Source organism: Stenotrophomonas sp. VV52 (assembly GCF_002893095.1).
Classification (GTDB): Bacteria; Pseudomonadota; Gammaproteobacteria; order Xanthomonadales; family Xanthomonadaceae; genus Stenotrophomonas; species Stenotrophomonas aracearum.
Genome location: NZ_PKQQ01000003.1, coordinates 273197 through 292648, shown reverse-complemented (window position 1 = coordinate 292648; position 19452 = coordinate 273197). Strand labels below are relative to the sequence as shown.

Sequence of the window (19452 nt, the reverse complement as noted above, 5' to 3'; positions counted from 1 at the left end):
TAGCGCAAGGAGGGCGACGCCCTCGATCCCTGACTTGAATTCGTCCATGGCGCCCATCGTGCGCCGGCCGGGCCCGCCCCGAAACCTTGAAACACCCGTCTTCCCAAGGTGACCCATGACCTGCCGTACATCCGCCCTCAACTGGCTCGACGTCCTCTACAACTCCGTGCGCAAGACGCCCGGCGGCGTGGCCGACGCTGCCGCGTACCTGGCCGACAGGCGCGGCAAGACGATGCACCCGGAGACCCTGCGCGCGAAGCTGCGCGGCCTAGAGGGCGAGTCGGTATCGATCGAGATCGCCGAGCTGCTGACTGAATGGATGCAGGAGAAAGCAGGCGGAAGCGAGTACGCCTTGGAGTGGATGCAGGCGCTGGCCGGCCGCTTCGGCATGGCAGTGGATCTTGTGCCGCCGGCGCCAGAGGGTGGCTGGGCGGACGAGGTCGGGGCCGTCCAGCTGAAGCTGCTGGAAATTACCACGCGGGTGGGCCGCCTGACCGGCACTGCCGTAGACGCGATGGAAGACCGCCACATCGATAGCGACGAGGCCGCGTTGATGGTCAGCGAAGCTCGCGCGCTACGGACCATGGCGCACCGCTTGGAGCGCAACGTCGCGCGCGCTGCGGCGAAGGGGAGGGCGGAACGATGAGCGCTCTGGCCCGCAACACCCATATCAGCACCAGCCACGACGCCGCGGCTTTCGTTGCCGCCAGCGGTATCCAGCAGGCACAGCAGGGTCAGGCTGCAGCCGCCGTCAGGCGCTATCCCGGCATGACCAGCATGGAGCTGTCGAAGGCGGCCGGGTTGGACCGCTACATGCTCGGCCGCCGTCTCCCGGAACTGCTAGAGGGCGCCCAGGTGTGGCGCGGTCCGAAGAAGCCCTGCGAGGTCAGTGGGCGCAGTGCATGCACTTGGTGGCCGGTGGCCCCGGGCGACAACCTAGAACTGGCGGTTTAAAAATGTCGACGCTCACATTGGCTTGGTCGTACGCGCGCTGCGCTAGCACGCTGGTAGGTTCCAATCAGATATTCAGCTGCGCCGGGATCGCCCAGCTCGGTGCGCCGAGCCTGACAGCGGCATCACGCAATGCCGGGATTTGCGCCCCAAGCTTTGAGCGTGACTGGATCCCTGCGAGGACAGCTTGTTTGAATGCCGCTTCTGCCGCGTCACTTGTGCCGAGTCCGAGAACAAGCTCTTCGAAATGGGCTTTCATTTGGACGGGGTCCCGTTTGACGAAGCTCATCCTGTTCTTGGCTGACATGGCTGCGGCGTCGGCATCCGTTGCCGAATTCTTCTCGAGGAAGTCGAAGAACTGCGTGAGAAAGGTTTGGTCCTGCTGCTCGTGTTCGCTGATGGACATCCTCGGATACCTCGAAAGCTGCTGGAAGTCATTGGAGTCTAGTCCGGCGAGAGAGCGTCTGTCTCTAAGCGGGGGCGCTTGACATGTCCACAATCATCATGAGCAGCTGCTGGCCGCTGCAGGGTCTGAGCGTGACACAGAAAGCTGTTCTGATCTCGCTAGCCGACCAGGCCAACGACGAGGGCGTCTGCTGGCCGGCCATTGCCACCATCGGTAAGCGTTGCTGCATGTCCGCGCGCGCTGTGCGCACCGCCATGGACCATCTGGAAGCCGTCGGTATCCTGACCCGGGAGCGCAGGTTCAACAGCAGCAACGTCTACGTGGTCACTCCGGCCAAGTTCAACGCCGCCGCCGTCGCGCCGAAGGGCAAGCGGAAGACTGGCAGAGCGGGGGATGCACCGGGCGCAGGTGCTGCGCCCCATGCAGGGGGTGCGCCCGATGCAGGTGGTACTGCGCCCGGTGCAGGGGGTGAGGCACGGGGCGCAGGTCTGGAGGTGCGCCCCGTGCCGCCTAACCGTCATATAACCCTCATTGAACCGTCAGGAGAACCGTCATTGCCGGCGGGCCTGTCGGCCGCGCCGCAGGTGGTGGATTCCGAAACCGAGGTCCAGGCCGCTTGCCGAGCAACGTGGACGGCGTATGCCCGGGCCTACGGTGAGCGCCACGGCGTGACCCCGGTGCGCAATGCCAAGGTCAACGGCAACGTGAAGCAGCTGGTGAAGCGCCTGGGCCACGTCGAGGCGCCGCTGGTGGCCGCGTGGTTCCTGACGGTCAACGAGCGCTACGTCGTCCAGAACATGCACGACCTGGGGGCGCTGCTGGCGCGGTGTGAGGCGTACCGGACCCAGTGGGCGACCGGGCGCCAAGTGACCCAGACCAGCGCCATGCAGCAGGACCAGACCCAGTCCAACGTCAGCGCCGCCGACGAGGCGATCGACATCCTCCGCGCACGGAGGGCCGGCAATGCTCAGTGACCGCGAGCAGGAAGAGCTGATCAAGGTGCTGATGGCGACGGCCGAGGTTATCGGCGACCAGCTACGGCCGAATGCGGCGGTGTTCATGGTCTCTGACCTAGCAGCGTACCCGGTGGCGCTGATCGACCGCGCGCTGGCCAGCTGCCGCCGCGAGCTGAAGGGCAAGCTGTCGCTGGCCGCCATCCTCGAGCGCATCGACGACGGTCACCCCAGCCCGAACGAGGCCTGGGCGATTGCGATTCGCGCCGCCGACGAGCGGTCCACGGTGGTGTGGACGGAGCAGACCAGGGACGCGTGGAGCAAGGCGCTCCCGCTGGTGGAGGCGGGCGACATCATCGCGGCGCGGCCGGCCTTTCTGGAGGTCTACACCCGCTTGGTCAAGGACGCGCGCGCTTCCCAGAAGACGGCTACCCATCAGATCTCACTCGGTGCCGATGCCTCTGCCCGCGACGGGGTGCTGCAGCAGGCTGTCGCTGCCGGGCAACTGGTGCACGAACAGGTTGCCGAGTTCTTGGCACTGCCGAGCACGACCCCGGCTTTCAACCCGGTAGCGCTGCTGGCCGGCCGGGTAGAAGCATCGCCGAAAGCCGACGCGCGTACCCGCGCCCGCCTGGCCGAACTGGCCGAGATTCTGGAGTGCGGCCCGAAGGAGCAGGCGGCATGAACCCGAATCAGCTGGTCTTCGAGGTGCGTCCGGCGAGCGAGCCCGTCTCGGTGGCCGGCTGGTATCTGGCCTACGGCTACGGCACGAAGCCTTTGGTGCTGTACGCCCGGCGCGGCCTGACCATCTGGCGCGATGGCATGCGACACATCCCCGTGACCCGGTACGCCGGCCCTATTCCGGAGCTGACCTGATGCGCTCCCACAACCAGCAGCTCGACATCTTCGACCATGATCCGCGGCTGACTGCACCGAAGCTGGCGAAGGCGTATCGCGCCGCAGCCGACGAGGCCCTGAAACAGTTTCAGTTTAGTGCCGCAGTTCGCCAGGAACGACACGACTACTACTTGGGCGAGGCAAAGAGGCACGACGCGATCGCGAAGGAGGCCAAGCGCGCGGGTCGCCGGCGCGGCACTCGTAAGAAGGCGCTGCGCTGATGTGGTCGAAAGCTCCGCCAGCGACGAAGGAACAGGCGGCCCGAATCGAAGCGGCCAAGGTTGGGCCATGCATGGCTTGCCTGACGCTGGTGACACAGCAGCTGCTGGAACCGGAGCTCGTGGTGTACGGCTGCGACTACAACCACGCCAAAAGCGGGAACGTGCGCCGGGGCCATGCCTTCGGGTACGCCCTCTGCAAATGGCACCACATGCGGCACCCGCTGGAAGGGAACACCTTCGCGACGATGCGCCGGATCTACGGCCCGAGCCTGCTGGATGGCTCCCGGGTCTTCCACGAAACCTACGGCACCGACGACGAGCTGATCGCTCAGCAGACGTTGGTCAATGAACTGAGGGAAGCGGCATGAGCGATGAGAGTGGCGGGCGGGCGGCAGAGCTGCGTAGGGTCTTCGCGTCTGCACCGGGGGAGGCACTGACCATGCAGAGGGTGTACGAGCGCATGGGGGTGGTTGGCATCGACCAGGCAGTGGAGCGAAAGAACATCCGCAGCACCATGCCCTGCCTGGTGCGAGGCGGGTTCGTGGTTAAAAGCGGTCTCGGCCCGGCAGCGACCTTCAAGGCCACTGGCGCAGGGATGAGGCGCCCCACGGCGACTGGGGAAGGGCGCGCGGCTAGAGCCGTCCACGACCGATCGCGCGCTGCACGGGTGGGGCTGCAGGCGGCGAACACGCCCCAGCCAATCAATGTTGCGAAAGTCGAGCCGGGCGAAACGGTGGAGCAGTTCAAGGCACGAGGGGGCAAGGTTGAGATTCTGCCCACGTTCTGGGGCCAGGCGGCGGCATGAGCTTCGGGACGGGATCGGGGTCAGCGGGTAGGCATTGGGAACATCAAAGGGGAAACGCAGATGAGTGAGGGGCGGGAGCTGATGGCCCGGTTGGGGCCGAGTACGGTCAAGTTCGACACCGGTCGCGGCGGGATGCCCGACCTCACCAACCAGGACATCGCGGCGGCCCTTGGAATGGTGCCGGCGGGACTTGGCCGTGAGCTTCTGGAGGCACTGTGGTGGCCGGATAGTGGCATGCGCCGCTCGCAGCAGCTCCGGCAGGCGGTCATTGCATTGGTCGCGCCGGAATACGTGCGCCAGCAGCAGGCCCTGAATGTGGCGCGCACCGAGTTCGGCATTGCCAAGGCGTGCATGGGCTGGGCAGGCGGACCTGTCACCGAGTGCCAGCGCATTGAGCACCGCAGGGCAGAGGCCCGGTTGGAGGCGACGCGCGCGCTGTGCTGGCCGAACAACACCATGGAGCAGCTCGGGGTGCTTGCCCGCGCGATTGTGGATGAAATGGCGAGTTGCGCTTGCTGCAAGGCTTGTCAGGGGCTTCGAATCCAGGCCGCGAAGGATGGAACGGGGGTCATTGAATGCGAGGTGTGCGGAGGCGCAGGGGTGGAGTCAAGGAGCGGGCGAGAACGAGCCGCAGCCATTGGTGCGGACCATTCCGCTTATCGCCGGTACTGGCAACCGGTGTACGAATGGATGCTGGAGCACATGCGCGCTGCGGAATCGCTGGCTGCACGGGACTTCAACCGCACGCTCGCGCGCGCTGCGTAGTGGGGACTTGCCCGGTCCCCAAGAATGCGGGCAATCTTCCCAGCATCCACACGCAAGCCCCGGTCAAGCCGGGGCTTTTTCTTTGCCCGCATCCCAGCCGGATCAACCCTCGTGCCCAGCCGGCGCAGGGGCGGGCACCTCTTCCGGGACGACCATGGCACGCATCACTCCCCAACAAGCCGGCGGCGTGAACGTCGTGGCCTTCCTCGATATGCTGGCCTGGTCCGAAGGGACCGATAACGGCAAGCAGCCGACCAAGGACAGTGGCTATGACGTGATCGTCGGTGGCCAGCTGTTCAAGGGTTATGCCGACCACCCGCGCGTGCTGGTGGACCTCCCCAGGCTCAAGATCCAGTCAACCGCCGCCGGCCGCTACCAGCTCCTGCGCCGCTACTTCGAGGCCTACAAGAAGACCCTCGGCCTGAAGGATTTCTCGCCGTTGAGCCAGGATCTGATCGCCCTGCAGCAGATCCGGGAACGACGTGCGCTGCCGCTGATCCAGGCGGGGAAGATCGAGGACGCTATCCAAGCAGTCCGCAAGATCTGGGCGAGCCTGCCTGGCGCGGGCTACGGACAGCATGAGCGCAAGCTCGCCGACCTGTTGGCCGTGTATCGCAAGGCTGGTGGGGTGGTCGTGCCATGACCGAAGAAACCGTTCCGTGGTGGATGGCCGGCGGTGTCGCCGCGTTTTGGGTGGCACGGGAAACTTGGGGCGCGTTACTTTCCCGGCGCAAGGAGCGAACCGAGACGGATGCCAACGTCGATCTGCTGAATGGGTTGGTTCAGCGGGTGAAGTCGTTAGAGGAATCCCAGGCGGCGACCACTCTGCAGCTGGCTGAAGAAATCAAGTTGCGCATGACTGCGCAGGAAGAAGCGCACCGACTGAGACTGCGGGTGATGTCGCTGGAGTCGGCCATGCGCCAGGTAGGCGCAGTGATCCCGCCGGAGATGCCGTAATGATCCGTCTTTACGCCTTGCTCGCCGCCGCAGCGCTGGCCTTGTCCTTCTGGGCGGGCTGGTCCTGGCGCGGCGATCGCGCCGAAGTCGCCGAAGCCCGGCAGCAGGTCGGTGTAAGTGCCGCCCTGGTAGATCAGGTCAACGATACCCGCGCCATCGAGCATTCCCAGGCCAACAGCATGGCCGACATTGGAGCAAAGCATGAAGAAGACCGGGCAGCGGCCGCGACCGTCCATGATGCTGTTGTGGCTGACCTGCGCGCTGACCGTCTCCGGCTGCGCGATGGGTGGGCAAGCTGTGAGACCCAGCGCCTGTCCGAAACCGTCGCCAGCACCAGCGAACGTGATGCGGCAGCCCAGCGCCGAGAAGAGTTTGCGGGCGCTGTTGTTCGAGCCGGTCGCGACGCAGACGACCAACTTCGCGCCTGCCAAGCCGTCATCGCCGCAGATCGTGCCGAGGTGAGCCCTTGAAGGGCACGGGCGGCGCTGGCAAGCGGATGCTGGCCTTGGGGCGGCTCAAGACCGGTGAGATGAATAAGACCGAGGCCGCCTATGCCGAACGACTGTGCGGTCTGCAGGCTGCCGGCGAGATCCATTGGCACCATTTTGAGGGCCTGAAGCTGCGGCTGGCCGATAACACCTTCTACACCCCAGACTTCGCCGTGATGGCTGCTGACGGCGTCATGGAGTGTCACGAGGTGAAGGGCCACTGGCAGGACGATGCCAGGGCCAAGATCAAGATTGCAGCCGCCATGTACCCATTCCGATTCATCGCAGTGAAGGTGAAGCCCAAGCGGGATGGTGGGGGCTGGGAAGTGGAGAGCTTCTGATGGACGAGCGTATTGACCGCCTCCTCGCGCTTGCCGAGCGCCAGCACGCCACTATCGTGGAGCTTGGCCAACAGATCGGACGCCAGACGGAGCACATCGGATTGCTGGTGCAGTCCGTAGCGCTGTTGCTGGGTGAAGAAATTGGCGCGCCAGCAAGCGAAGACGAGGAGCCGCAGCGGTTGGACATGGATGGGAAACCGTACTGATGCCTACCCGGGCGCCCCGACACAGACCGCACGGCGGTCAGGTCAAACAGTACGCTCCGCCAGCTCGGAATCGGCAGTCAGAACGCGCCCTGGCCACCAACTCAACCTACTGGTTGCGACTGCGGGCGCTGGTGCTGGCACAGTCGCCGCTTTGCGTTGTTTGCCTCGCTGAAGGCAGAACGCGGGCAGCAAGCCACGTCGATCACATCAACGCCGACACTAGCAATAACGACCTGTCGAATCTGCAGGGCCTGTGCCGTCCCTGCCACAGCGCGAAGACTGCACGCGAGGACGGCGGGTTCGGGAACCCGCGCGCACGCGCTTGAGATTGGACCGTCAGCGGGACGAACGGGGAGGGGCGGGTCGAAAGTTGAGGTCGATCCGGCTCCGATACGTGCGCCCCCCTGTTTTTTTGCACCGTCAGTTGAGAAAAACCGTTTTTTCGCGCGCGGCCATCCCGCCCTTGGAACAGTCATGGCAAACCCCCGCAAACCCACATCGCTGAAGGTGGTTGCCGGGACGGATCGCCCTGACCGTAACGCGCCAGCGGAGGTCGCCGATCTCCCATTGGTGTCAGAGGTTCCGCCCGCTCCGGACTGGCTTCCCAATGCGCACGCGATCAAGGAATGGGACCGCTTGGCGCCGATACTTCACGCCAACAAGCTCCTCACCGAAGCAGGGCTGTCAGCACTCGGCCAGCTGTGCGCCCTCCACGGGAAGACGGTCCAGCTCTACGCTGCGGGGGAGACCCCCGTCGCTTCGATGGTGGCCCAGGTACGCGGCCTGATGAACGACTTCGGCCTGACCCCGGTAGCCCAGGGCAAGGTAAGGCCTGCCGGCGATACCGAAAGGGCCGGCAACGCCTTCGCTAACAACGGGGCAAAGCGGAAGAGCCGTGCGTGACTATGTCGGGATCGCCATCGCTTATGCAGAAGAGGCCGTAGCCGACAAGAAGGGGCGGAAATTCGGGAAGTGGATCCGGCTCGCCGGCAAGCGGTTCCTGGCAGACCTCAAGCGCGCGAAGCGCAAAAGGCCCCCATTCGTGTTCGACGAATGGCATGCCTGTGACCCCTGCGACTTCATCGAAAAGCTGCCGCACGTTGAGGGCAAGTGGGCTCGGCCGGAGATCGAACTGCACCGATCGCACGTGTTCTTCGTGGTGCAGCTGTTTGGGTTCCGCAACCTGGACGGCAGCCGGCGGTTCACGTCCGCGTTGTTTGCAGTGGCGCGAAAGAACGCCAAGTCCACCTTGGCCGCTGCGATCCTGCTGTACTGCCAGTGCTGTGAAGAGGAAGAGGGCGCCCAGATTATCTCGGCCGCCACGACCGGCAGCCAGGCGCGGATCATCTTCAACGTCGCCAAGCGGATGACGGAAAAGACGCCGGACCTGCAGGAGGCGTTCGGCCTGGCCTGTTGGGCCAATGCCATCAGCCGTGTGGAGACGGGTGCGAGCTTCAAGCCGATCAATGCGAAGGCGAGCACGCAGGACGGTTTGAATCCGTCGCACGTGGGGCTGGACGAGATCCACGCTCACAAGTCGGCAGACCTGCTGAACGTGCTCACCTCCGCCGCGGGTGCGCGCAGCAATCCATTGTGGCTTTACACCACGACCGAGGGCTACACCAACCCCGGGCCATGGGGGGAAATCCGGCAGTTCGCAAAGCAGGTTCTGCAGGGCATCCTGGGCGAGTCGGCTGACCACTTCCTGGTGGTCTTCTTCGCGGTGGACGACGAGGACGATGAGTTCGACGAGTCGGCTTGGCCCAAGGCCAACCCGCTGATGGATGCCAACCCTCACCTTCTGAAGGCAATTCGGAAGGAGGCGGTCGAGGCGCGGCAGATGCCGTCCAAGCTGGCCGAGTTCAAGATCAAGCGCCTCAATCGGCCCGCGTCTTCGGCAACAGGTTGGGTGGACCTGACCAAATGGCAGCGGTGCGGTGGCAAGGTCGATCTGGATTGGCTCGAAGGCCACTCGTGTTGGGCCGCGTTGGATCTGGCAAGCACCCTGGACCTCACGTCCTGGCGGCTGGTCTGGAAGGTTGACGGCGTCTATTACACGTGGGGTAGGCGCTTTGTCCCGTCGGAGGCTGTCCGTGCGCGTACTGAGCGCGGCGTCGTGCCCTACGCAGGCTGGGTGGCTGCTGGTCTGATCGAAGTAACAGACGGAGAGGTAACGGACTACACCGTGGTGGAAAGCCGCATCCGTGAGGACATCGAGCGATTCAACCCGGTAGCGATCGGTTACGACCGGTGGAATGTCCAGGAGATCAGCCAGCGTTTGTTGGCAGACGGCCACCCGCTGATCGAGTTCAACCAGACCACCAAGAATTACCACCCGGCGATGCAGGAGCTGGAACGGGCCTACATCAGCAAGAGCATCCAACATGGAAACGACCCGGTCCTGAACTGGTGCGCTTCCAACCTGATCGCCGTGAAGGACGGGAATCTGAACATGAAACCTGATAAGAAGCGCTCGCCGGACAAGATCGACGATATGGCCACGCTGTTGATGGGGATCGGCCTGTCGATGCCTACCGGCGATGACAACGGCGACATGGATGGCTTCCTGTCCGCCCCGATCAGGAGCCAAGCATGACGGCGGTGGCGTTGAAACAACCAGGTCGCATCGCCAGTGCCGTTCGGGCGTGGCTTGGGATCCCACTTGCGCTTACCGATGAGGCAGGGTGGTCAGCCGTCGCCGGTGCGCGTGGGCCCGCCGGAGTGTCGGTGACCCCCTCAACCGCGATGCAGGTCTCTGCCGTATGGGCTTGCGTCCGCCTGATATCGGAGACGATTGCTACCTTGCCGCTGGGGATGTACGAGCGCTCCGCGAGCGGCAAGCGACCGGCCCCGCAGCATCCGCTGCACTTCGTGATTCGCGACCAGCCAAATCCTGACTCGCCCGCCTCCGTCCACTGGGAGGCCACCGTCGCCGCGATGCTGTTGCGGGGCGCCGGGCGTGCCGAAAAGCTGATGATTGGCGGGCGGGTGGTTGGACTGCAGTTCCTCAACCCAGAGCGCCTGACGGTATCGCGCGGCTCCGATGGGAAGAAGGAGTGGCGCTATACCGGCGAAGACGGCCGGCAGCGTGTTATCCCGCGCGAGCGGCTCTGGGAGATCCCCGGCTTCACCCTTGATGGAAAGAACGGTGTATCGGTGATCGCGTACGGCGCGCACGTCTTCGGCGGTGCCATCGCTACCGACCGGGCCGCAGCCCGGACCTTCAGCAACGGCATGCTGCAGACCGTCTACTACAAGATCGCGGCCTTCCTGAAGCCCAATCAGCGTGACGAATTTCGACAGAACGTGCTTGGCTCCGTCGAACGCGGGGAAACCCCGCTGCTGGAGGGCGGCACGGACGTCGGAACCATCGGGATCAATCCGGCCGACTCGCAGCTGCTGGAGTCGCGTGGGTTCAGCGTAGAGGAAGTGTGTCGCTGGTTCCGTGTTCCGCCATGGATGGTGGGCCATACCGAAAAGTCGAGCAGTTGGGGCACCGGCATCGAGCAGCAGATGATCGGGTTCCTGACGTTCACGCTGGCGCCCTGGCTCAAGCGGATCGAGCAGGCTATTGCGAAGGATCTGATGACCCCCGCAGACCGGGCGCGCTTCTATCCGAAGTTCTCCGTGGAGGGTCTGCTTCGGGCCGACAGCGCCGGCCGCGCCGCGTTCTACACCGCCATGGTCAACAACGGCGTACTGACTCGCGATGAAGTGCGGGAGCTCGAGGACCGGGAGCCGATGGGGGGTAATGCCGCGGTGCTGACGGTGCAGAGCGCCATGACCACCTTGGATAGCCTCGGGCAGGCGTCCGAGTCCAACCAGGCCCGGGCCGCGATGCGCGCGTTCCTGGGATTCCAAGACGATCCACAGAAGGACTGACCGCATGACGATCAAGAAGCTGCCGGGCGCACCGGAGGGCAGGGTGTGCGCGGGTGTTAGCAGCCAGATCCAGCCCCGTGCGCTGGACCGCTGGAACCCGGGCGTGCGCGCCGCCGGAAATGACGACGCCGATCGCTCTATCAGCGTGTACGACGTGATCGGCCAGGACTACTGGACCGGCGAAGGCGTCACCGCCAAACGGATCGCTGGCGCGTTGCGCAGCCTCGGCAAGGGACCGGTCATCGTGAACATCAACAGTCCAGGTGGCGACATGTTCGAGGGCCTGGCCATCTACAACCTGCTGCGCGAGCACGACGGCGAGGTAACCGTGAAGGTGCTGGGCCTTGCGGCTTCGGCCGCTTCCGTCATCGCCATGGCCGGTGACACCGTGCAGATCGCACGCGCTGGCTTCCTGATGATCCACAACGCATGGGTAGTCGCCGCCGGGAACCGCAATGACCTGCGGGAGTACGCCGAGACGCTGGAGCCGTTTGATCGGGCTATGGCCGATATCTACGCAGCCCGCACCGGCCAGGACCAAAAGGCAATGGCGAAGTTGATGGACGCCGAGACGTGGATCGCGGGTAGCGACGCGATTGAGGGCGGCTTCGCCGACGAGCTGCTGCCGACCGACCAGGTCGAGCGCGGCGCCGGCAAGACCAGCGCTTCTGCGGTGCGGCGGATCGAATCGGCACTGCGCGCGTCTGGCATGCCGAAGTCCGAAGCCATGCAGCTGATCAGTGAACTCAAGTCCAGCGCGGGCGATCCCGCTGGCAGCGGTGCGGGCGATCCCACCGATCACGGCCAGGGAACTCCTGCCGTCGCACCAACCGAGGCCGATTACCTGGCCGCGCTCAAGTCGTTTTCCATCCCCAACCGCTGAGGTAAACCCCGATGAAGAACAAGTACATCCTGGCCGCCATTGTCACCACGCTGGCGCTGCTGTTGATTTCCGCAGACGCGGTCGCCGGCACCCACCTGCTGACTACCCTGTTCACCAGTCCCGAAGGCGCTCTGATCGCACCGGTGATGGCTGCCGCTCTGCCTGACGCGATCAAGGCTGAGCTGGAAAAGATCAGCGACCAGATCAAGTCGCAGGCCGAAACCGCCGAGAAAGAGATCAAGGCGCACGCGCGGCTTACCGATGAAACCCGTGCCAACGTCGACAAGCTGCTGACCGAGCAGGGCGCCCTGCAGGCGCGCCTGCAGTCGGCCGAGCAGCTGGTGGCCAAGCTGGAACAGGGCGGCGCCCAGTACGCCGCGCCGCAGTCCATGGGCGAGCAGCTCACCGCCAACGAAGACTTCCAGGCGTGGGCGGCACGGGCGGCCAGTGGCGGCGGCAGCAAGTTCAACATGGACGTGAAGGCTGTCGTGACCAGCGACGGCGCATCGGCCGGCGACCTGATCGTGCCGCAGCGCCGGGAAGGCATCATCGCCCCGGGCCTGCGCCGCCTGACCATCCGCGATCTGCTGAACGTGGTGCCGACCAGTTCCAACGCCATCCAGTACGTGCGCGAGACTGGCTACACCAACAGCGCGGACGTGGTGGCCGAAAACCCGACCGGTCTGAAGCCCGAATCGAACCTGACCTTCGAAGCCGACCAGGCGGCGGTGACCACCATCGCCCACTGGATCCACGCCTCCCGCCAGGTACTGGCCGATATTCCCACCCTGCGCGGCTACATCGACGGCCGCCTGCGCTACGGCCTGAAGCTCAAGGAAGAAACCCAGCTGCTCAAGGGCTCCGGTGTCGGCCTGAACATTGACGGCCTCTACACCCAGGCCCGCGCGTACGCCAACCCGGGCGTCACCGTCCAGAACGAAACCCGCATCGACCGCCTGCGTCTGGCGCTCCTGCAGGTCGAGCTGGCCGAAGCCTGGGCCGACGGCATCGTCATCAGCCCGCTGGACTGGGCGGCCATCGAGCTGCAGAAGACCGATGACAACGCCTACCTGTTCGCCAACCCGCGCGGCATCACCACGCCGGCGTTGTGGGGCCGCAACGTGGTTCCGACCCAGTCGATGGGCGGCGGCGAGTTCCTGGTGGGCGCTTTCGGCGGCGGCATTGCTGCCGAGCTGCATGATCGCGAGGACGTCAACGTCATGGTTGCCACGCAGGACGACCGCGACTTCGTCAAGAACATGGTGAAGATCCTGATGGAAGAGCGTCTGGCGCTGACGGTCTACCGCCCGGAAGCATTCGTGAAGGGCACCATGACCGACCTCGACACGCCGTAAGGCGGCGTTACGGTCCATCGAGAGGGCGGCTTGGCCGCCCTTTCCTTTATTTGGAGAAAGGACATGTACGAAGTACGAGCGATTGGCAGCTTTGACCACCACGGCTCCCGCAAGGTGGGCGATCAGTTCACGGTGGGAAACCAACGGCAGGCCGAAGAGCTGGAGAAGAAGGGTCTCGTAGAAGTTCTGGGCGACCCGGCCGAGGCGGGCAGCACCAGCGCCAGCACGGAAGCCGACACCGGCACCGCCACTGCCACCGGTACTGACGCTGGTAACGGCACCGGCAGTGGCGCGGCTGAAGGCGGCATCAGCGGCAGCACCACGCCGACGCCGGGGGAGCTGCTGGTCGGCGGCAATGCCCCGGACGTCATCGCGTCGCTGGCCGGGCTGCAGGACAAAGCCGTGCTGCAGTCTGCGCTCGATGCGGAGAAGGCCGGCAAGGACCGCAAGACCGTCGTCGAAGCGCTGGAAGCTGCGCTGAAGGCCGAGTGATATGCGCCTAGTCACGATCGAGCAGGCGCGTGCCCAGGTCGCTGCGGTGCCTCACCACGACGCGCAGCTCCAGCTGTACGTCGGTGCGGCGGAGCAGGCGGCCGAGGATTTCCTCAACCGCCAGGTGTACGCCACGGCGGAGGATCTGGCGTTGGCGGTGCTCGATGGCTCCGCCGGCGAGGAACCGATCGTGGTGAACGACGCTATCCGGGCAGCGGTGCTGCTGATCGCCGGCCACCTGTTCCGCAACCGCGAGGACGTGACCGGCGAGGCAACGCACCAGTTGCCGTCCGGCGCGCACTCGCTGCTGTGGCCGCATCGTCGCGGCCTGGGGGTGTGATATGGCCACTGACGCCGGCAGGTATCGGCATCAGGTAACCATTCGGGGCATCGTTGAAGGTGCCCCGGATCCGCTCAGCGGGCAGCCCAGCAAGGACTGGGGTGTCCTCTACGAGAACGTACCGGCGGAGGTCCTGACCGGCCCCGGCCGAGAGGGCGTGGCTGCGGGCGCCGAACGCGCGGAAACGGACGCCCGCATTAACCTGCGCTGGCTTCCGGGAATCGATACCGAGATGCGGGTGATCTGGGAGAGCGAACCGAACGGGCAGCGTCCTGAGTTCGCTATCCAGACCATGGAGTTGGACGCCACGGGGATGCGGGAGATTCGCCTCCGGTGTGTTCATGGGAGGGAAAGTGGCTGATCAGATCCGCATCGAGGGTCTGGACGGCCTCCTGCAGTCCCTCCGGCAGTTGCCAAAAGAGCTTCAGGGCAAGCCCCTCCAGACTGGCATGCGTAAGGGTGGCAACCTCATCCGAGACGAGGCGAAGCGCCGCGCGCCTCGCGCCAGCGGCTTCCTGGCAAACCAGATAGTCGTGCGCCGAGCTTCCGCGAAAGACCGGCGAAAGGCTGCCGTGGGCCCCGGCGGCGAGTACTTCACCGTGGGCGTCCGCACCGGCAAGAAGGTCAAGTACGCCAACACGAAGCGCAACCGCCGGCAAGGCAGGGTGGGCAAGCTTTACGAGCAAAGCGGCTGGGCCCATTACTGGCGCTTCCTCGAGTTCGGCACGAAGAACATGCGCGCGCGCCCCTTCCTCACCCCAGCGGCGGAGGCCCGCGGCCCGCAGGCGGCACAGGCGATGATCGATGAGACCCGCAACGCGATCGACAATATCCTGAAGGCAAGGGGCTGGAAATGATGGTGCCACTGATACAGGCCGTGATGCAGGGCAGCGCGGGGGTGCGCGCTCAACTGGGTAACCCAGTCCGCTTTTTCTATGGGACCGCACCGCTCAATACGCCCATGCCATACGGCGTTTGGGACATCGTCGGTGGTAGCCCGGAAAACCTGCTGAGCGAGGCGCCACCAGCCGACGGCTGGCGGGTGCGCATTACCGTGTGGGGCGGGACCCTCACCCAGGCCAACGCCGCAGCGATGGCCATCCGCGACGAGGTTGAGCGCCGCGGCAGCATCGAGTCCTACAACCCGACCCCGGACGATGACGACACCGGCGCCTTCGGCATCTCCTTCGACGTGCGGCTGCTGGAACTCCGGTAACCGTACGCAGCAACAACCCCAACCGCCGGCGCTTGCCGGTTTTTTTGTGCCCGGCGACCGGGCTCCACCCCAGGAGACAACGCAATGCCTGTCTTGAAGTCCAAACACACCCAGCTCTTTATCGCCGTGGGCGCCGCCGAGGTCATCAAGGTGACCCGCGTTCGCTCCGTCGGCTTCCCCGACGGCCAGGCTTCGGAGATCGATATCTCCGACTTCGACGACGACTGGGATCAGTTCGTGGCCGGCCGCAAGGCGACCGGCAGCACCACCATCGAGGTGATCTACGACCCCGAAGACCACGAGGCACTGGAAGAGCTGCACCGCACCGGCGAAGTCGTGGACTTCCTGGTCACCGCGCCGCTGTCCGAAACCGCTGGCGTACAGCTGCCGGTGGCGGTCGATGGGGTGATCACCGCGCCCACCACGGTAGTTTCCAAGCAGTTCCGTGGATTCGTCCAGAACTTCGCGGTGAACGTGGCCGACAACGACGTCTGGAAGGCCACAATGACCATCCGCGGCTCCGGCGCGGTCACCACCAACCGCCCGGGCCCGTAACGACGGGAACGGCTTCCAGGCCCGCTCCGGCGGGCCTTCTCTTTTGGCAGGGTGCGCGGATCCTCCGCGTGTTAGCCGTGCGCGGCCCGCGCGCTCTGCCGCCATTTCAGGAAACGGCCAATGAGCAAGACCAACGAAACCCGGGTGACCGCGCAAGACGCGGTCACCCAGTCCCTGCTGCAGACGTTCCAGACCTTGGGCATGTTCGCCCCGAAGGACGTGCAGCCCGATACCATCGAGCTGGAGCCTGGCGTCACCGCGCAGTTCCATGTGCGCGCACTGCCCGACGCGGAGTTCCGCAAGCTGTGGTCCGACGGCGATCGCGCCAAGCTGATCGCCGCGACCATCTGCGACGAGGATGGTCGCACCGTCATGACCGAGAAGCAGGCCGGTCAGCTCAAGCCGCGCGTGGCGGCACGGTTCCAGGAAATCGCCCTCAAGCATGCTGGCTTCGGTGAAGCGGCCGAGGTCATCCAGGAGGAAGCGGGAAACGACTGAGGCAGCGCGGCGAGGAATGGTTCTGGCACGTCCTCGCCGGGCACCTGCACCGAACCGTTGGGGAGCTGCGCGCCGTCATGACGCGACGCGAGTTCCTGTGGTGGTGGGAGTTCCACCAGCGCAACCCGCTCGATCCGGTCAGTCTGCACATCAAGCCCGCTGCCTTCATGGCCTACATCACCGCTGCGCACAGCCAGGGCGGCACCAAGCGCAGCATGCAGCACTTCCTCGATTCCCTGTTGCCCCGGTCCGACGAGGACGAGGCCCAGGACTGGTTCGATTCTCTGTGAGGCCCCATGGCTGAAACGTTCGGTCGCTTCGCAGCGGCCCCCATCGGTCCGCTTCTGGCTGCTCGCGACGGCGGACTCACCTTGGCCACGACAGCGGCCGCCGACCTCAACCGCATGGCCCGCTCCGACATTGCCCAAGCTGAAGGCACGGTCGGGGTGGAGTTTGCCGTGTGGGGCGATGACGAGATGGCGGCCGTCGTCGGCATCGTGACAGGCTCGGCGCCACTGGACGCCTATCCGGGTGCCACTGCTGGCGGGCTGGGTTGGAACCTGGCCGGCGGCCGCCTGATCATCAACGGCAGTGCCGCCGCGGTGGGCCTTCCGTTCGTTGGCCGCGGCGACACGGCCGGGCTGCTGGTGGAGATCGGCAGTCCGAACCGCCTGAAGCTGTACCGCAATGGCGGGCTGGTCCACCAGCGCGACTTTGTCATGGCCGGCCCGTTCTACTTCGCCGCTGCCCTCGCGGCGACGGAGGCCGGCGGCCTGAACATGGCCGTCAACGCTGGCCAGTGGGGCGCCCGCAGCCCAGCAGCTGCCGCCGGCTGGCGTGTGGCAAGCCCGGCGTTGGAGGTCGTCCGGCTGTCCGACGTGGACTGGCTGACCGCGCCCGGAGACACACCGAGCAATGCGCGGTTCGAGGGTGTGCTCTCCGAGGGAATCAACCTGGTCAGCGAGATCAATTTCTGGCCATGGGGCGGGGAGCCAGTGAGCCAGACCAGCGCCGCCGAGTCTACAGTGCTGGACGCCGAGGGCCGGCTGGATGAGCTGGCACAGCGCGGCGTGTCCGGCCTGCCGGTTCAGATCCGCATGGGGTCCGAGGCCGGCATGCTCAACGACACGGTGCCGGTCTTCCGTTTTTCGGTGGACCGCATCGAGATAAACGACGACGGCAGCAAAACACTGCACTTCAAGGACGCCCACGACGACCTCGACGGCACCATCAACCGTGGGGTGTTCTTGCCCAACATCACCGGTCTGGCGTGGAAGCCGCAACCGGTCGTGATCGGCGCAGTGGCCAGCGTGCCGGCGATGGGTGCCAATTCCGACGCCACGGCCATGTTTGTGGCCGATGGCCCGATCTTCGCGGACGTCGTGATGGACCGTGGTGACACGATGGAACCCGGCACCTATACCGTGTCGCCCGACGGCCAGCAGCTCATCATGAAGTCGCCGCCGGTGACGCCGGTGGTGGCCGATCTGTCCAGCGTGGGCCCCGGTCAACAACCGGCGACGTTTCAGCAGGCGATGGCCGACATCATGGGCCGGCTCGGCAAGTCGGCTTGGGTGGCAACAGACTGCGCAGCGATCGACGCCGCCACCGGGTACGCCGGCATTGGCTACTACGCCGGCAACGCCATCACCGGGCGGGACGCGATGAACGCGATCCTGCCCAGCTACAGCGCGGCCTGCTACCAAGATCCCAACGGCGCGCTCCGATTCACCCGCGTGGTGGCGCCGGAGAGCTACGCCGGCGCGGCGGCCTTTGACCTAGGCGAGGCGGACTTGGCGGAGGACCTGCTGTGTGTTCCGGACGACGCCCCGAACCTGACGCGGCGCATGGCGTACCGGCCCAACGCCCAGGCGCTTGCTGCCTCGGACCTGGTCACCGACGTGATCGATGTGCCCCAGTGGCGCCGGGACGAGCTGGCCGGGTTGTTCCGCGCCCAGGTGTACGGCGCCGGGGCGCTACACCCGCACTATCGCCGCGCGGATGCAGCCGATCCGGTCATCGCCCTGTTCTGGCGAGCCGCCGATGCCCAGGCTGAGATCGACAGGGTGGTGGCCATCTACCGCGAGCAGCGCTTCTTCTACCGGGTCAGCGTGCGCGGTGACCAGGAGCTGGCGCCGCAGCCTGGCCAGATCGGAAGGATCACATACAGCCGGTACGGCCTCTCTGTCGGAAAGCCGGTTTTGGTGCGCCGCGTAGAGCGCAACCCTGCCACGGGGGACGTGGTGCTGACGGTGTGGGGGTGATCCGGTGTTGATCGGGTATGGAATGCCGGCGGTCCAGTCGGTTTCGTTGGTGGGCGGCACCTGGCTGACGGCTGACGCCGGCACGGCGCTTTTCGACGGCAAGCCGGGGCGCCGCAGCCGCATCAGCCGCTCGGGCGCGCTGTCCATCAACATCGTGCTGGCCGAAGCCATCGTGCCGGGCATCGTGGCCGTCTTGGGCCTCAACGTCCCGCCCGGGGTTCAGGTCAGCGCCGCCGGCGCCACTGCCACCACCATCCGGCTGCCGAACGGAAGCGTCTGTGCGTGGCTGTTCCCGCCGGCGGGAGGCCCCGTTTCGAGCGTTGCGGTGCAGATCGATACGGTGGTTGCCAACGTCGAGGTGGGGGAGATCGCTATCTTCCGTACAGTGGACGTTGGGATCACCGACGGGTGGGCGGTGGCGCCGATCGACACCAGCGTTCACACCCGCACGAAGGGTGGCCAGGTCAACACGGTGCCCGGTGCCACGTATCGCCGCCTGACGGCCACGCTAAGCGCCAGGGCAACGGAAGTGGTGCGCAAGGGTGGCCTAGCGGGCGCGGACTGGGAGATAGTTGCCCAGGCCGCGGCGGGGCGCCAGCGGGCGTGCGTCGTGCCGCAGTACCGCGCCATGGTGAGCAAGACGTTTGACCCGGTGTTAGCCGCTCGCGCTGCACTGTATGGCTACGCCACCCAGCTTCCCACTGCCGAAAACGTGAGCCGTCAGTACTTTACGGGCTATATCGAGTTCGAAGAGATTCCTGCTTGATTTCCTGAAGGTGGTGGCATGATGGGATCTCCATAACCATCGGACCGGTTCATGCACATCGTGTTGGTAGTCCTGGCAATCCTTGTAGCCATTGCCGGGGCGCTCATGCTTACCCAGGCAACAATGGGTGTCGGAGTGATTGCGTTCGGCATCTTCCTAATCGCACTGGCCCGCGTCGTCCAAGCTGAAAGACAGCACTCACAGCTGCTTG

At 65.6% G+C, this 19452-nt stretch carries 30 protein-coding genes; 29 read left to right on the top strand and 1 reads right to left on the bottom strand.

Annotation, left to right across the window (positions count from 1 at the left end; genetic code table 11):
• Positions 1-115 precede the first annotated feature (115 nt).
• Both C2U58_RS09860 and C2U58_RS09855 read left to right on the top strand, forming a co-directional pair.
• A complete protein-coding gene (locus C2U58_RS09860; protein WP_102945695.1) occupies positions 116-646 on the top strand; it encodes a hypothetical protein in 531 nt (176 codons plus the stop codon).
• Positions 643-954: a winged helix-turn-helix domain-containing protein gene (locus tag C2U58_RS09855; protein ID WP_102945694.1), complete on the top strand. Its 312-nt coding sequence runs from the start codon at positions 643-645 to the stop codon at positions 952-954. The genes C2U58_RS09860 and C2U58_RS09855 overlap by 4 nt, the downstream gene beginning before the upstream one ends.
• 64 nt (positions 955-1018) lie before the next feature.
• Here C2U58_RS09855 and C2U58_RS09850 read toward each other — a convergent pair whose 3' ends face one another.
• Positions 1019-1357: a hypothetical protein gene (locus C2U58_RS09850; protein ID WP_102945693.1), complete on the bottom strand. Its 339-nt coding sequence runs from the start codon at positions 1355-1357 to the stop codon at positions 1019-1021.
• Between the two features lie 83 nt (positions 1358-1440).
• Between C2U58_RS09850 and C2U58_RS09845 the strand changes: the two genes are divergently transcribed.
• The 27 genes from C2U58_RS09845 (at position 1441) to C2U58_RS09710 (ending at position 19241) form a co-directional block, all read left to right on the top strand.
• On the top strand, positions 1441-2331 hold the full coding sequence (locus C2U58_RS09845; protein ID WP_102945692.1) for a helix-turn-helix domain-containing protein: 891 nt from the start codon (positions 1441-1443) through the stop codon (positions 2329-2331).
• Positions 2321-2995: a hypothetical protein gene (locus C2U58_RS09840; RefSeq protein ID WP_102945691.1), complete on the top strand. Its 675-nt coding sequence runs from the start codon at positions 2321-2323 to the stop codon at positions 2993-2995. Before C2U58_RS09845 ends, C2U58_RS09840 begins: the two co-directional genes overlap by 11 nt.
• Positions 2992-3186 carry a hypothetical protein gene (locus C2U58_RS09835; RefSeq protein WP_102945690.1) on the top strand — a complete coding sequence of 65 codons (195 nt, stop codon included), beginning with the start codon at positions 2992-2994 and terminating at the stop codon, positions 3184-3186. The genes C2U58_RS09840 and C2U58_RS09835 overlap by 4 nt, the downstream gene beginning before the upstream one ends.
• A complete protein-coding gene (locus tag C2U58_RS09830) occupies positions 3186-3428 on the top strand; it encodes a hypothetical protein (protein ID WP_102945689.1) in 243 nt (80 codons plus the stop codon). Before C2U58_RS09835 ends, C2U58_RS09830 begins: the two co-directional genes overlap by 1 nt.
• On the top strand, positions 3428-3796 hold the full coding sequence (locus tag C2U58_RS09825) for a Ref family recombination enhancement nuclease (RefSeq protein ID WP_102945688.1): 369 nt from the start codon (positions 3428-3430) through the stop codon (positions 3794-3796). Before C2U58_RS09830 ends, C2U58_RS09825 begins: the two co-directional genes overlap by 1 nt.
• A complete protein-coding gene (locus C2U58_RS09820) occupies positions 3793-4233 on the top strand; it encodes a hypothetical protein (protein WP_102945687.1) in 441 nt (146 codons plus the stop codon). Before C2U58_RS09825 ends, C2U58_RS09820 begins: the two co-directional genes overlap by 4 nt.
• 60 nt (positions 4234-4293) lie before the next feature.
• Entirely contained in the window at positions 4294-4998 is a 705-nt protein-coding gene (locus C2U58_RS09815) for a hypothetical protein (RefSeq protein ID WP_102945686.1), read from the top strand.
• A 154-nt stretch (positions 4999-5152) separates the two neighbouring features.
• A complete protein-coding gene (locus C2U58_RS09810) occupies positions 5153-5641 on the top strand; it encodes a glycoside hydrolase family 104 protein (RefSeq protein WP_102945685.1) in 489 nt (162 codons plus the stop codon).
• Positions 5638-5955 carry a hypothetical protein gene (locus C2U58_RS09805; RefSeq protein WP_102945684.1) on the top strand — a complete coding sequence of 106 codons (318 nt, stop codon included), beginning with the start codon at positions 5638-5640 and terminating at the stop codon, positions 5953-5955. Before C2U58_RS09810 ends, C2U58_RS09805 begins: the two co-directional genes overlap by 4 nt.
• A complete protein-coding gene (locus tag C2U58_RS09800) occupies positions 5955-6425 on the top strand; it encodes a hypothetical protein (RefSeq protein ID WP_102945683.1) in 471 nt (156 codons plus the stop codon). The genes C2U58_RS09805 and C2U58_RS09800 overlap by 1 nt, the downstream gene beginning before the upstream one ends.
• A gap of 26 nt (positions 6426-6451) precedes the next feature.
• The gene (locus C2U58_RS09795) at positions 6452-6784 is read left to right on the top strand and encodes a DUF1064 domain-containing protein (protein ID WP_102945682.1); all 333 of its coding nucleotides are present in this window, start codon (positions 6452-6454) and stop codon (positions 6782-6784) included.
• Positions 6784-6990 (top strand): hypothetical protein, encoded by a 207-nt coding sequence (locus C2U58_RS09790; RefSeq protein WP_102945681.1) that lies wholly within the window; start codon positions 6784-6786, stop codon positions 6988-6990. The genes C2U58_RS09795 and C2U58_RS09790 overlap by 1 nt, the downstream gene beginning before the upstream one ends.
• Positions 6991-7464: 474 nt before the next feature.
• The gene (locus C2U58_RS09780; RefSeq protein WP_102945679.1) at positions 7465-7893 is read left to right on the top strand and encodes a hypothetical protein; all 429 of its coding nucleotides are present in this window, start codon (positions 7465-7467) and stop codon (positions 7891-7893) included.
• The gene (locus C2U58_RS09775) at positions 7886-9586 is read left to right on the top strand and encodes a terminase TerL endonuclease subunit (RefSeq protein WP_102945678.1); all 1701 of its coding nucleotides are present in this window, start codon (positions 7886-7888) and stop codon (positions 9584-9586) included. Before C2U58_RS09780 ends, C2U58_RS09775 begins: the two co-directional genes overlap by 8 nt.
• Positions 9587-9717: 131 nt before the next feature.
• Positions 9718-10872, top strand: coding sequence for a phage portal protein (locus C2U58_RS09770; protein ID WP_216362394.1), 1155 nt, complete (start codon positions 9718-9720; stop codon positions 10870-10872).
• A 4-nt stretch (positions 10873-10876) separates the two neighbouring features.
• Entirely contained in the window at positions 10877-11755 is an 879-nt protein-coding gene (locus C2U58_RS09765) for a head maturation protease, ClpP-related (protein ID WP_102945676.1), read from the top strand.
• A gap of 11 nt (positions 11756-11766) precedes the next feature.
• Positions 11767-13110: a phage major capsid protein gene (locus C2U58_RS09760; protein WP_102945675.1), complete on the top strand. Its 1344-nt coding sequence runs from the start codon at positions 11767-11769 to the stop codon at positions 13108-13110.
• Positions 13111-13173: 63 nt separating this feature from the next.
• A complete protein-coding gene (locus C2U58_RS09755) occupies positions 13174-13602 on the top strand; it encodes a hypothetical protein (protein WP_102945674.1) in 429 nt (142 codons plus the stop codon).
• A gap of 1 nt (position 13603) precedes the next feature.
• Complete coding sequence (locus tag C2U58_RS09750) at positions 13604-13942, top strand: head-tail connector protein (RefSeq protein ID WP_102945673.1); 339 nt, start codon at positions 13604-13606, stop codon at positions 13940-13942.
• A 1-nt stretch (position 13943) separates the two neighbouring features.
• A complete protein-coding gene (locus C2U58_RS09745; RefSeq protein ID WP_102945672.1) occupies positions 13944-14303 on the top strand; it encodes a head-tail adaptor protein in 360 nt (119 codons plus the stop codon).
• Entirely contained in the window at positions 14296-14799 is a 504-nt protein-coding gene (locus C2U58_RS09740) for an HK97-gp10 family putative phage morphogenesis protein (protein WP_102945671.1), read from the top strand. The genes C2U58_RS09745 and C2U58_RS09740 overlap by 8 nt, the downstream gene beginning before the upstream one ends.
• Positions 14796-15158 (top strand): DUF3168 domain-containing protein, encoded by a 363-nt coding sequence (locus C2U58_RS09735; RefSeq protein ID WP_102945670.1) that lies wholly within the window; start codon positions 14796-14798, stop codon positions 15156-15158. The genes C2U58_RS09740 and C2U58_RS09735 overlap by 4 nt, the downstream gene beginning before the upstream one ends.
• Before the next feature lie 84 nt (positions 15159-15242).
• Positions 15243-15713, top strand: coding sequence for a phage tail tube protein (locus tag C2U58_RS09730; RefSeq protein ID WP_102945669.1), 471 nt, complete (start codon positions 15243-15245; stop codon positions 15711-15713).
• A 120-nt stretch (positions 15714-15833) separates the two neighbouring features.
• Entirely contained in the window at positions 15834-16211 is a 378-nt protein-coding gene (locus C2U58_RS09725) for a hypothetical protein (protein ID WP_102945668.1), read from the top strand.
• 77 nt (positions 16212-16288) lie between these two features.
• The gene (locus C2U58_RS09720; protein WP_102945667.1) at positions 16289-16501 is read left to right on the top strand and encodes a hypothetical protein; all 213 of its coding nucleotides are present in this window, start codon (positions 16289-16291) and stop codon (positions 16499-16501) included.
• Between the two features lie 6 nt (positions 16502-16507).
• Positions 16508-18475, top strand: coding sequence for a hypothetical protein (locus C2U58_RS09715; protein WP_102945666.1), 1968 nt, complete (start codon positions 16508-16510; stop codon positions 18473-18475).
• A 22-nt stretch (positions 18476-18497) separates the two neighbouring features.
• A complete protein-coding gene (locus C2U58_RS09710; RefSeq protein WP_102945665.1) occupies positions 18498-19241 on the top strand; it encodes a hypothetical protein in 744 nt (247 codons plus the stop codon).
• The last annotated feature ends 211 nt before the right edge of the window (positions 19242-19452 follow it).